We start from the raw sequence: 12,864 nt of genomic DNA, 5'->3' as shown, positions 1-12,864 counted from the left end.
TTTTCGGTAGAATTCCTCAGCCCATCCTGACGCGATGATTGCTGAAATGCTGGCGCCGCGGCGTTCTAAATTTAATCCTTTCTTTACGCTTCAGCTTAACGTCATCCTTTTAACAGGGTTGGCCATTGTCGTTCTCTGGGTTGGGCTGACCAGGGCGATCATCGACGATTACAGCGGCGACACCCGCGACAGCCGTGCGCTGGTCCACAACCTGTCCCTGGCGCTGGAGGAGCACGCGCGCCGCACGGTGCAGTCGGTCGATCAGGCGCTCGTCTTCCTGCTGCACCGCTATGCCCAGGATCCCGCCGGGTTCGATCCGGTGGCGCTGCTGCGGCATGAGCTTCAACCCACGGGGCTTCCCATCTCCATCTCGCTGCTGGACCGCGACGGGTGGCTGGTGCTCAGCAGCGAGCCGATCGGGGGGCGGCTCAACTACGCCGACCGCCAGCATTTCCGCTTTCACCGCAGCACGCCGGACAGCGGCCTGTTCATCGGCGAGCCGGTGCTGACCCGCCGCAGCGGCGAAATCCGCATGCGATTTTCCCGCAGCATCCGGGACGCCCAGGGCAATTTCGCCGGGGTGATGGCGATCCTGCTCGACCCCGCCTATTTCGTCCGGCTCTACCAGGGGATGGATGTGGGGAAGGCCGGCATCATCAGCCTGTTCAGCCGCGAGGGCGAGGAATACGTCCGGCGCACCGGCGCCGCCGTCACCTTCGGCGGCACGCTGCGCGACGGGCCGCTGTTCGATCTGGTCAGCCGTTATGCCGGCGGGGAGGTGTTCGAGGGGGCCGCCCCCGGCGCCGGGCCGCTGCTCATCAGCTCCCACCTGCTGGACGACCTGCCGGTGGGGGTGATGCTGGGGCTGAACCGCGACGAGGTGCTGGCCGGCTTCCGTGAAAAGACGTGGCGGACGGTGCTGGTGGGGGTGATGCTGACCGCGGTGCTGCTGGTGCTGAGCGGGCTGCTGGTCCGCCGCATCCGCATCCACGCCGCCGCGTCGGCGGAACTGGAGCGCACGTCCCGCGCCGCCGAATCGGCCAGCGCCGCCAAATCCGCCTTTCTCGCCGCCATGAGCCACGAGCTGCGCACGCCGCTGAACGCGATCCTGGGCTATTCGGAGGTGATGGTCCACCAGATGTTCGGCCCGCTGGACGAGCGCTACCGCGGCTACGCCGGTCTGATCCACCACAGCGGCGCCCATCTGCTGGACATGATTTCCGGCGTGCTGGACTTCGCCCGGCTGGAGGACGGCAGCGTGGTGGTGACGGAGGAGCGGGTATCCCTTCCCCCCCTTCTCGACGCCTGCCTGGAACAGGCGCGCGGGCTGCCCGACGGCCATGGGCTGACGCTCACGGCCTCGGTGCCGCGGGATCTGCCGGACCTGCGCGCCGACCGCACCCGGCTGGCACAGGTGATGATGCACCTGCTGTCCAACGCGGTGAAGTTCACGCCACCGGGCGGGCGGGTGACGGTGCACGCCGCCGCCGGCCTGTCGGGACTGGCGGTGACGGTGCAGGACACCGGCAGCGGCATCGCCGCCGACGACATCGCCCATGTGATGGAACCCTTTTCCCAGGGCGGCGATCCGCTGCACCGCCGCCACGGCGGCACCGGGCTGGGCCTGCCGCTGGCCCGCGAACTGACGCGGCTGATGGGCGGATCGCTGCACGTGGACAGCAGCCCCGGCCACGGGACCGCCGTCACCCTGCTGTTCCCGCCGGCCCGCGTCCTTCCCCCCGCCGGCCCTGCCGCCCCGGACGACAAGGAAAGCCGATCGTCCCCATGATCTCCCCTCGCCCCGCCGGGCCGAGGGGAGATCGGAAGAAAAGGACATCAGCGCAGCGTCTTGAACCGTTCGGTGGCCTGGACCAGGGCGGCGCGGATGCCCGGCTCCATGGCCGAATGGCCGGCGTCGTGGACGATGCGGTAATCGGCCTCCGGCCACGCGCGGTGCAGCTCGTCGGCGGTGACGATCGGGCACACGATGTCGTAGCGGCCCTGGACGATCACCGCCGGGATGTGGCGGATGCGGTCCACGCCGCGCAGCAGCTTGTCCTCGGGTGTCAGGATGCCGGTGCGGAAGTAATGCGCCTCGATCCGCGCCAGCCCCAGCGCATGGCGGTCCTCGCCCGAGGCGGCCACCAGATCGGGGGCGGGCAGCAGGGACGAGCACGCCCCCTCGTACATGCTCCACGCCCGCGCCGCGGCCATGCGCACCCGCGGGTCGGACGAATCGAGCCGGCGCCAATAGGCTTCCAGCAGATCCCCCCGTTCCTCCGCCGGGATGTGGGCGGTGAAGCTGGCCCAGGCTTCGGGGAACACCATGCGCATGTGATAGAGGAACCAGTCGATTTCCGACCGCCGCAGCAGGAAGATCCCCCGCAGGATCATGCCCAGGCAGCGGTCGGGGTGGGCCTGGGCATAGGCCAGCGCCAGCGTCGATCCCCACGACCCGCCGAACAGGTGCCAGCGGTCCACCGACAGGTGCCGGCGCAGCCGCTCCATATCCTCGATCAGAAGCTCGGTGGTGTTGCGCCGCACCTCGCCCAGCGGGCGGGACCGGCCCGATCCGCGCTGGTCGAAGATGATGATGCGGTAATGGCGGGGGTCGAAGAAACGGCGGTGCGTGGGCGAGGCGCCGGCCCCCGGCCCCCCGTGCAGGAACACCACCGGCGCGCCGCCGGGATTGCCGCACTGTTCCCAATAGAGCGTATGGATCTCGTCCACCGGCAGAATGCCGGTCTCATAGGGTTCCAGGGGTGGGAAGATCTCGCTGCGGGGCATGGATGGTCCTTGGTTGACGGCGCGTTTCCGGTGCTCTTCTCAAGAGGCGCCGGGCAGGGTCAGGGTGATGGTGGCACCGCCGCCGGGGGTGGGCGCCGCCGACACCCGCCCGCCCAGCGGACCGCACACGGCGTTGTAGACGATGGTCAGCCCCAACCCCTTGTGCCCCCGGCCGCGGGCGGTGGTGAAGAAGGCGTCGAACAGCTTCGGCACCGCATCCGCGGGGAGGCCGGCGCCCCGGTCGATCACCTGCACGGCCCACGCCCGGCCGCTGCGGCCGGGCAGCGCCGGCTCCGGCGCGATGGCGACGGTGACCGGACCGCCGGGCCGGCCGGGATAGGCGTGGCTGGCGCAATTGTCGAACAGGGCGGTCAGCGCCCGTTCCAGCGGCCCGCGCAGCCCCCACCAGGGATAGGCGCGGTCCCGCCCGGCGATGGTCACGTCCAGGGGACGGGTGCTGTTCTCCATGGCGTAGAGGGCGGCGGCGTGCTCGCACACGTCGGCCAGATCCAGCCGCTGGGGCTTTTCGTCGGGGCAGAGGGCGGCGATGGCGGTGAAGGCTTCCACCAGGGCCACCGCCCGGCCCAGGTTGGCGCGCAGGAGCGCCGCCGGCTCGCGCAGCGCCGTGTCCCCCGCCTCGGCCAGCATCTCCATGTGGCTGGCGGTGGTGACGCAGATGCCGAGCGGCGTGTTCATCTCGTGCGCCAGCCCGGTCACCGCCTGGACGATGGCGCGGTGGCGGGCCAGTTCCGCTTCCGCCGTGCGCAGGCGGGCGTTCATGTCCTGCTGCACCAGCCGGGCGGAGGTGTCGGACACCTTGCCCGACAGATCCCGCAGCAGCCGGGACAGCAGCGCCGGCACCTGCACCGTCAGGTCCAGGAACGCCCCCCGCTCCAGCACGAACAGCCGCGCCGGGGTGGCGGTGATCACGGTGGCCGACCGCGGGCCGCCGTCGATCAGCTCCATCTCCCCGAAGCATTCGCCGGCGTGGCGGCGGGCCAGTTCCACCGGGTTGCCCACCGGATCCTGGCGCTGGATGCGCACGCTGCCCTGGATCAGGGCATAGAGGGTGTCGCCCTTTTCCCCCTCGTGCAGCACCACATGGCCGGCGGGCACCTCGATCACCCGGCCCCGCCCGGCAATGGCATCGCGCTGGGCGTCGTCGAAGCCCTCGAACAGCGGCAAGCCGTCCAGAATGGTGCGGGGTGGAAGAGGCGGCACGCAGAACTCCGCACGGGAAAGGGGAAAGTCCGCGCCAGAGTACCCTATCGGCCAAACGGCGGCGAGGGGGATGAGGCTTTCCTTATGCTCATCCCCGCCGCCCCCCGAACAGGGCGGCGATGGTGCGCAGGTCGATGTCGCTGCGGTCGTCGGTCAGCACCGGCTGGCCGGCGGTGACCGACGGCTCCAGGGTGCGGGACAGCGGGCTGTCCATCGGCAGCCGGGCGCGCACGGCCTCCACATCCGCGGTCCCGGCGGTGGCGATCAGGAAATGGTTGCCCCGCCCGGCGTCGGCCACGAACACCCCCAGCGGCCCGCCGCCCGCCAGCCCGTCCGCCGCCGCCGCGGCCAGGGTGGCGCCCAGCGGACCGGTCAGGGCATCGCGGTCGGCGGGGGCGGCGATGTTCATCACCACCGCCCCGCCGGGGGCCAGGCGGCGCAGCACCGCGGTGAAGAACTCCTGGGTCGCGGTGTAGAACGGGATGCTGGCCCCGCTGTAAAGATCGATGATAACGAGATCGTAATGATTTTCGTCCCGTTCGGTGAAGCCGCGGGCGTCGGCCACCACGGGCCGCACCCCCGCCGCCTGCCCCAGCCCGAAATGGCTGTAGGCGACATCGACCACCGCCGGGTCCAGTTCCACCCCGGTGATGGATGCTCCGGGCCACCGGGCGGCAATGCCGGTGGCCGCCGCTCCGCCGGCCAGCCCCAGGATCAGCACCCGCGGGGCGGCACCGGGCGCCAGGCCGGCGGCCAGCGCCGGGGTGACCGGAAACAGGTCGTAATAAAGCCCGGTGGGCCGCCCGTCGCGGCGGATGCGGGTCTGGGTGGCGTTCAGCAGGTTCAGGTGCAGCCGCACCTCCACCCCGTCGTCGCGCACATAGAGGGTGTTGTGGGCGCTTTCGCGGTAGAGGGCGAACCCCTCCCCCGCCTTCAGCGCCGCCGGCCCCGCCGCCACGGCCAGCAGCGCGGCGGCAACGGCGAACAGCCGCCCGCCGGCCAGCACCGCCAGCCCCAGGGCCAGAACCGCCGCCGCCGCCCCGTATCCGGCGGACACTCCCATGTGGGGAATGGCGGCGAAGGCGGCGAAGAAGGTGCCGCCGATGCTGCCCATGGTGCTGAGCGCCGACACCCGCCCGGCGGATGCCGCCGTGCCGCCGGTCTGCCCGGCGTTCAGGATGCCGGCGCACAGCGGCGACACCATGGCCAGCGCGAACGACGGCACGCCCAACAGGGCGGTGGCGGCGATGATCGACCCCTCGTCGGGCGGGCTGCCGGCGGCGATGCGGGCCAGCATGGGCGGACCGATCCACGGGCTGAGAGCGGCCCACGCCGCCCCGGCCAGCAGCGCCTGCACCAGCCGCCGGGGGGCGTCCGGCCCGTCGCCGATGCGTCCCCCCGCCCAATAGCCGGCGGCCATGAAGGCCATCACCACGCCGATGACCGCCCCCCATTGATAGACGGAATAGCCGAAGTGGGGGGCCATCAGCCGCCCGCCCAGGATCTCCAGCATCATCAGCGCCCAGCCCCCGGCAAAGGCGGCGGCACCCAGGGTCGGCAGCGGGCGGGCGGGCGGTATCATGGCGGGCGTCCCGGTCACAGGGCGGGATAGGTGATGGCGTCGTCCCCCACCAGCCGTTCGAACGCCGGCTTGGCGAAGAGATAACCCTGGAACAGGCGCACGCCGCAGTCGCGCAGGACCGCGGCCTCCCCGGCCCGCTCCACCCCTTCGGCCACCACGTCGATCTCCAGGGCGTGGCAGACCTGGATCATGCCCTGGGCGATGATGCGGCGGCGCCGGTCGGTGTCGATGTCGCGGACCATCGCCATGTCCAGCTTGACCAGATCGGGGTGCAGGCCGTGCAGCACGTTCGGGCCGGAAAAACCGGCACCGAAATCATCCAGCGCCACCTTGAATCCCTGGCGCCGGTATTCGCCGACGATGCCGGCCAGATGGGTCAGGTCGCCGATGCGTTCGTCCTCCACGATCTCGAAGGTGATGCGGTCGAGCGGAATGCCCACCCGCGCCGCCGTTTCCAGGGTCAGGCGGATGCAGGCTTTCGGTTCATAGACCGCGTTGGGCAGGAAGTTGATGTTCAGCCGCCGGTCCAGCCCGGCGGACGCGGCCAGTTCCAGCGCCCGCACCCGGCACGCCTGATCGAAGGCATAGCGGTTTTCCGGCGTCACCTGCGACAGCACCCATAAGGCACCCTGCCCCTCGGGGCCGCGGACCAGTGCTTCGTAGCTGACGATGCGGCGGGTCTCCAGATCGATGACCGGCTGGAACGCCATGCTGAATGGAATGGTGAAAGATTCCCCGTTTCGGCACGCTTCGCATGGTCCGGCCATGATCCGTCATCCCCCTTTGGTCATTTTTCCGGCGGCTCTTTTTATGACGAGTTCGGAACAAGCCTTGGATCATGCCTCCCGTTCGGCAGTGTGGACGTTGCGGCCCCCGGTGGTGGCCAGGATGGCGGCGGCGCGCTCCTCCTCCGCGGGGGTGGCGGCGCGGACCCACAGGACCACGCCCCCCTCTTCCAGCGCGCGGGCGAAGGCGCCGGGGTCGGGGTGGGCCGTCACCTCGTCCAGATAGTCCTTGATCGCCAGCCCGCCGACCCCGGCGGCCACGGCGGCGGCCACCACGGCGGTGACCGGGCCGCCGACGATGGCGATCAGCCCGGCGGTGGCCAGGGGGAAGGCGTATTTCAGTTCGCCCACCAGCCCGGTCAGGGCCTCGTCCGACGGCGGGGCGGCGGTGTCGGCGGCGTCGAGCGTGGTGTGGCTGGCCAGCACGCTGATGTCGTCGCGGGCGAAGCCGGCGTCCAGCAGCCCCGCCACGGCGCGGTCGAAGGCGGCGCGGGTGTCGAACAGGGCCACCACCTCGCGCACGGTCGTTTCGGTGTCGGTCACGCGGTCGGTCATGGTGTGTCTCCCCGGATTGATGCGGTCGATTGGCTTTATGGTGTTGATCCAGCTTACGCCCCGGCGGGGGCGGTGCGCCAGAGCCTCGCCCGTGCTAGGGTCTGCCCCGTTCCGTCACCCTACCTCTTGAACCTTTTGGTTGCCGCCGTGTCCGACGCCCCTTCCGCCGCCGCCGCCCCCACCCCGATGATGGCCCAGTATCTGGAGATCAAGCAGGCGCACCCCGACTGCCTGCTGTTCTACCGCATGGGCGACTTCTACGAGATGTTCTTCGACGACGCGGTGGCGGCGGCGCAGGCGCTGGACATCGCGCTGACCAAGCGCGGCCAGCATCTGGGCGACGACATCCCCATGTGCGGCGTGCCGGCCCACTCCCACGAATCCTACCTGCTGCGGCTGATCCGCCAGGGTTTCCGCGTCGCCATCTGCGAACAGATGGAAGACCCGGCGGAGGCGAAGAAGCGCGGGGCGAAATCGGTGGTGCGGCGCGACGTGATCCGCATCGTCACCCCCGGCACCCTGACCGAGGACAGCCTGCTCGACGCCCGCGCCTCCAACTGGCTGGCGGCGGTGGCGGAGACGGCGGGCGGCATGGGGCTGGCGTGGCTGGAGCTGTCCACCGGCGAAGTGGCGGTGGCCCCCATCGACCGCGCCGGGCTGGGGGCGGCGCTGGGCCGGCTCGACCCGCAGGAGGTTCTGATCCCGGAACGGCTGGCCCAGCACCCCGACCTGTTCGAGGTGTGGGGGGATTGGAAATCCCGCCTGACCATCCAGCCCAACCCGCGCTTCGACAGCGAGAACGGGCGGCAGCGGCTGCTGACGCTCTACGGCGTCGGCACGCTGGACGCCTTCGGCGCCTTCACCCGCGCCGAGGTGGCGGCGGCGGGCGCCCTGGTCGGCTATGTGGAGCTGACGCAGAAGGGGCGGGTGCCCCGGCTGGGCACGCCGCGCCGGGTGGGGCCGGGTGCGGTGATGGAAATCGACGCCGCCACCCGCCGCAACCTGGAACTGACCCGCACCATGACCGGCGAGCGGCGCGGCAGCCTGCTCGCCACCATCGACCGCACGGTGACGGGGGCCGGCGCCCGGCTGCTGTCGGTGCACCTGTCCGCCCCCCTGACCGACCCCGGCCTGATCGCCCGGCGGCTGGACATGGTGGAATTCGCGCTGGGCGACGAGCGGCTGCGGGGGGATGTGCGGGCGATGCTGGCCCGCTGCCCCGATCTGGAACGGGCGCTGACCCGGCTGACGCTGGGCCGCGGCGGCCCGCGGGATCTGGCGGCGGTGCGCGACGGGCTGGAACGGGCGGGGGAGGTGCGGACGCGCCTGAACACCGTCGCCGACCCGCTGCCCGAGGGGCTGGCCGCCATCGCCCGCGACCTGGGCGAGCATTCGGCCCTGGTGATGCGGCTGGGCGAGGCGCTGGCCGCCGATTTGCCGCTGCTGGCCCGCGACGGCGGCTTCATCGCCCCCGGCTTCTCCCCGGCCCTGGACGAGCTGCGCACGCTGCGCGACGAAAGCCGCCGGCTGATCGCCGGGCTTCAGGCGAAATACGCCGAGGCCGCCGGGGTGCCGGCACTCAAGATCAAGCACAACAACGTGCTGGGCTATCACATCGAGGTGACGGCAACCCACGCCGACAAGCTGCTGTCGGGCAGGAACCGCGAGCTGTTCATGCACCGCCAGACCATGGCCAACGCGGTTCGTTTCGGCACCGTGGAGCTGTCGGATCTGGAGCGCCGCATCTCCGAGGCCGGCGACAAGGCGCTCGCCATCGAACTGGGCCTGTTCGAGACGCTGGTGGCGGAGGTGGTGGGCGCCGCCGAGCCCATCGCCGTGGCCGCCCGCGCCCTGGCCGCCGCCGACGTGGCGCTGGGACTGGCCGAGCTGGCGGCGGAGCGCGGCTATTGCCGCCCCCGCGTGGACGGCGGCACCGCCTTTCTGATCCAGGGCGGGCGGCACCCGGTGGTGGAGGCGATGCTGGACGCCGCCCACGGCGGGCCGTTCGTCGCCAACGACTGCGATCTGGCCGCCGACAACCGGCTGTGGCTGCTGACCGGCCCCAACATGGCGGGTAAATCGACCTTTCTGCGCCAGAACGCGCTGATCGCGGTGATGGCCCAGATGGGATCGTTCGTGCCGGCGCGGGCCGCCCACATCGGGGCGGTGGACCGGCTGTTCAGCCGCGTCGGCGCTGCCGACGATCTGGCCCGCGGGCGCTCCACCTTCATGGTGGAGATGGTGGAGACGGCGGCGATCCTCAATCAGGCGGGGCCGCGCGCCCTGGTGATCCTGGACGAGATCGGACGCGGAACGGCCACCTTCGACGGGCTGTCCATCGCCTGGGCCTGCGTGGAGAACCTGCACGACGTCAACCGCTGCCGCGCGCTGTTCGCCACCCATTACCACGAACTGACCATGCTGGCGTCCAAGCTGCCGGCGCTGTCCTGCCACACCATGCGCATCAAGGAATGGCAGGGCGACGTGGTGTTCCTGCACGAGGTGGCGGCGGGGGCGGCGGACCGCAGCTACGGCATCCATGTGGCCAAGCTGGCCGGGCTGCCGGCACCGGTGGTGTCGCGGGCGGAGGAGGTGCTGAAGATCCTGGAATCCGGCGACCAGAACGCCGCCATCCACCGCTTGGCCGAGGATCTGCCGCTGTTCAGCGCCGCGCTGAAACGGCCCCCCGCCCCCGCCCCCGTGGCGGCAGCGGCCCCGGCGGAACCGTCGCCGGTCGAAGACGCCCTGCGCGCCGTCAACCCCGACGACCTGACCCCGCGGCAGGCGCTGGAGGAGCTTTACCGGCTGCGGTCGCTGCTGGGGTGAGCGACATCCCCCACCCCGATCACCGCGCGCACCGGCAGATGGTCGCTGGCGTGGCGGGTGGCCTTGGTGCGGACGACCTCGAAGGCGGCAAGCCGGGCGTGGCGCACATAGATGCGGTCCAGCCGCAGCGTCGGCAGACGGGCGTGAAAGCTGCGGGGGCTCGCCACATCCCCGAACGCCGCGGCCAGCCGGCGCAGACGGGGGGAATTGCGGGTCCACTCGTTCAGGTCGCCCATGAACACCGTCGGCAGGCCGGGCTTCTCGTCCACCACCGACAGGATGCGGTCCACCTGCTGGGCACGTTCCCACGGGTCGAGCCCCAGATGGGCGGCGATGACCCGCACGGGGTGGCCGCCGGTCTCCACCACCACCTCCACCGCACCGCGGGGTTCGCGGTGGGCGCCGGCGCTGATGTCGAAGGGACGGAAGGCGATCACCGGCAGCCGGCACAGGACGCAATTGCCGTAATGGGCGCGCGGGTTGTGCTTGGTCGGGCCGGCATAGGCGCTCATGCCCGTGGCCTCGGCCAGGAAGGCGAACTGGTCCAGCCCGATTTCGCCGCGGTGGTGCCACCCCACCTCCTGCAGCGCGATCAGGTCCACGTCCAGGCCGCGGATGACCTCGGCGATGCGGGCCGGGTCGAAGCGGGCGTCGGTGCCGACGCTGGAATGGATGTTCCAGGTGGCGATGCGCAAGGGCGCCATCCCCTCGGGGCACGCCCCGTCGCGGCGGTCGCGCTGGCGGCGCTCCTGACGCCGGGCCTTGCGGCGGTCGCGCGCTTCCCGGAACAAACCGGCCAGACGGACCATCCGCTCACGGCTCAATCGAATCACGGCGCTTGTTCCTCCTGTTCCGCAGACGGCCCTTTGTTCCGCAGCCGGTTCACCAACCGGCCCGCCCCCCAGCCCAGCCCGACGGCCACCACCGCCAGCCCCGCCGACAGGGCGATGCCGGACGGCGTGGGGTTGGTGATGGTGCTCTCCAACTGGTGTCCCAGCAGGCTGAATGCCAGGGTGCCCGGCGCCAATCCCAACACCGTTCCGATCACATAGTCCCAGAACCGGATGGGGGAGGCCCCCGCCACAAGATTGACCACGGTGAAGGGGGCCACCGGCACCACCCGGATGGTGGCCACGGCGACGATACCGCTGTCCGCCAGCCGGCGGGAGAGTTTGTGCAGGCCGGGCCCGGCCAGCCGTTCCAGCAGCCGGCGCCCCGCCAGCCGCCCGGCCAGGAACAGGGCGGCCGCCGACGCCACCGCCCCGCCCATGGCGACCGCGAACCCCTCCACCGGCCCCAGCGCCATGGCCGTGGCCGCCACCAGCAGCAGCAGGGGAAAGGCGACGAAGCCCGCCGCCACATAAACCCCCACCAGCGCCAGCGGCCCCAGCGGCATGGCCCGCACCTGCTCGATCAGCCCCAGCGCGGTGTCGAGCGTGGCCCACTCCTTCAGCGCCGTGGTGTTCCACAGCAGGTACAAGCCCACCGCCGCCGCCGCCAGCGCCAGCCCGCCCAGCCAGTGGTGCAGCCGTCCGGGGATCAGCGAGGGCAGCACCCGGTCCACCAGTTCCGCCGCCGTGACCGGCCGTTCGGGGTCGAGGAACCGGGCGTCCAGCAGGGCGGCAGCGAACGGCGTGGGTTCGGGCGATTCCAGATCCACCAGAGTCCGGCCTTCGGTGCCGGTGGAACGCAGGGCGTCGATGGCCCGGATCAGCGAGCCGCCGTTGTCCGCCATGGCACGGGTCACCACATCGGGCGCCACCCCCAGATGCTCGGCCACCAGATCGTCGCGCACGGCACGGATGGCGGCGGCGGTGGCATGGTCGCCGGGGGCCGCCTCCAGCGCCAGATCGCATTCGCTGTCCAGCCCCATGGAACGGTTGTTGAGATTGGCCGAGCCGATGCGCAGCACCCGGTCGTCAACGATCATCACCTTGGCGTGGACGGTGATGCAGCGCCCGCCGTCGGTCACCGCGGCCAGGATGCGGAAACGCCCAGAGCGGTCGGCGTTGCGCAGCATGGTCGTCAGCCGGTTGCGGGCGCCGATCATCACCTGGTTTTCCAGCCAGCTCGACGTGCGGATGGGGTTGACCACCACCACCTCCGGCCCGTCCGGCTCCTCCAGCCGGGCCTTCAGCGCCTGGGCCACGGCGTCACAGGCGAAATACTGGCTTTCCAGATAGATGGTGCGGCGGGCCGACGCGATGGCGGCGCGGTAGAGCGCCTCCACCTCCCGCACCTCCTCCCGCCCGTTGACGGCGGGTTCGGTGCGGGCGATGGCGATGTCCTGGCGGGTCAGCAGCGGTTTCAGGGTGGCGGGCCAGGGATCGATGCCGGGACCGGGCGGGGCCGGGTCCAGCACCTCCCCCGTGGCGCGGCGCCAGCGTTCGCGGAACAGGTCGCCCAGCGCGCGGGCCGCATCCCCGTCCACCGCCATCATCAGGTCGTGGAACGGCTCGTAGCACGAGCCGTCGGGCTGGCGGCGGGCCGGTTCGTCGGCCCGGTGGGCGCGGGTGTCCCAACGGTTGGCGGTCAGGTCCAGCCCGCCGCAGAACGCCAGCGCGTCGTCGATGATCAGCAGCTTCTGGTGATGGCAGGCACCCGTGGGATGATCGTCGTCCAGCCGGTAATGCAGGTGCGGATGGCTGAACAGCCGGCGGATGAACAGCGGCTGCTGGTAGCGCTTGATGTCGAACAGCTCGGCGTAATCCCACTTCAGCACATAGATGTGCAGGCCGGGCCGCCGCGCCGCCAGCCAGTTCAGGAACAGCCCCAGCCGGTCGGGCCGGCTGGGGTGGCGCTTCTGCGGGGTCAGGCGCACACGGCTGTCGTAATCCCACGCGGTCAGCAGGATCGACCGGCGGGCGCGCTGCATGGCGGCCTTGGCGACGGCGAAATAATCCTCGGCGTCGATGATGACCCCCACCCGCTCCGCCCGCTCCACCCGCCAGCAGGTCTCTCCCGGCACGAACAGCGGCGGCGGATCGGAACAGGGAAAATGCGGCATCGGCACAGCGGTCATCGGCGGACCTCGCAGGCGGAAACGGTGCCTGGGGAACGCTTGGGGGGAGGGTCGGGTTCCGGGAGGGTGTGGGGCTGCCTGCCCCC

At 71.4% G+C, this 12,864-nt stretch carries 9 protein-coding genes; 2 read left to right on the top strand and 7 right to left on the bottom strand.

Annotation, left to right across the window (positions count from 1 at the left end):
* Positions 1-118: 118 nt before the first annotated feature.
* Positions 119-1,789, top strand: a complete 1,671-nt coding sequence (locus M2352_RS03900) for a sensor histidine kinase (RefSeq protein WP_264663191.1) — start codon at positions 119-121, stop codon at positions 1,787-1,789.
* 47 nt (positions 1,790-1,836) lie between these two features.
* On the opposite strand, the gene pip is transcribed toward M2352_RS03900, so the two are convergent.
* The 5 genes from pip to M2352_RS03875 form a co-directional block, all read right to left on the bottom strand.
* Complete coding sequence (gene pip / locus M2352_RS03895) at positions 1,837-2,787, bottom strand: prolyl aminopeptidase (RefSeq protein WP_264663190.1); 951 nt, start codon at positions 2,785-2,787, stop codon at positions 1,837-1,839.
* 39 nt (positions 2,788-2,826) lie between these two features.
* Positions 2,827-4,008 carry a cyclic nucleotide-binding domain-containing protein gene (locus tag M2352_RS03890; RefSeq protein ID WP_264663189.1) on the bottom strand — a complete coding sequence of 394 codons (1,182 nt, stop codon included), beginning with the start codon at positions 4,006-4,008 and terminating at the stop codon, positions 2,827-2,829.
* Between the two features lie 88 nt (positions 4,009-4,096).
* The gene (locus M2352_RS03885; RefSeq protein ID WP_264663188.1) at positions 4,097-5,590 is read right to left on the bottom strand and encodes a fused MFS/spermidine synthase; all 1,494 of its coding nucleotides are present in this window, start codon (positions 5,588-5,590) and stop codon (positions 4,097-4,099) included.
* A gap of 14 nt (positions 5,591-5,604) precedes the next feature.
* Positions 5,605-6,300, bottom strand: coding sequence for an EAL domain-containing protein (locus M2352_RS03880; RefSeq protein ID WP_264663187.1), 696 nt, complete (start codon positions 6,298-6,300; stop codon positions 5,605-5,607).
* Positions 6,301-6,426: 126 nt separating this feature from the next.
* A complete protein-coding gene (locus tag M2352_RS03875) occupies positions 6,427-6,930 on the bottom strand; it encodes a hypothetical protein (RefSeq protein ID WP_264663186.1) in 504 nt (167 codons plus the stop codon).
* 186 nt (positions 6,931-7,116) lie between these two features.
* Between M2352_RS03875 and mutS the strand changes: the two genes are divergently transcribed.
* Complete coding sequence (gene mutS / locus M2352_RS03870; protein WP_264665299.1) at positions 7,117-9,756, top strand: DNA mismatch repair protein MutS; 2,640 nt, start codon at positions 7,117-7,119, stop codon at positions 9,754-9,756.
* Here the strand turns inward: mutS and M2352_RS03865 are convergent.
* Together M2352_RS03865 and M2352_RS03860 are read right to left on the bottom strand one after the other, a co-directional pair.
* Positions 9,729-10,589 (bottom strand): endonuclease/exonuclease/phosphatase family protein, encoded by an 861-nt coding sequence (locus tag M2352_RS03865; protein WP_264663185.1) that lies wholly within the window; start codon positions 10,587-10,589, stop codon positions 9,729-9,731. The two genes, mutS and M2352_RS03865, sit on opposite strands and share 28 nt — an antisense overlap.
* Positions 10,586-12,778, bottom strand: coding sequence for a VTT domain-containing protein (locus M2352_RS03860; protein ID WP_264663184.1), 2,193 nt, complete (start codon positions 12,776-12,778; stop codon positions 10,586-10,588). The genes M2352_RS03865 and M2352_RS03860 overlap by 4 nt, the downstream gene beginning before the upstream one ends.
* Positions 12,779-12,864 lie beyond the last annotated feature (86 nt).

Source organism: Azospirillum fermentarium, assembly GCF_025961205.1.
Taxonomy (GTDB): domain Bacteria; phylum Pseudomonadota; class Alphaproteobacteria; order Azospirillales; family Azospirillaceae; genus Azospirillum; species Azospirillum fermentarium.
This window is presented reverse-complemented; position numbering and strand designations above follow the sequence as displayed.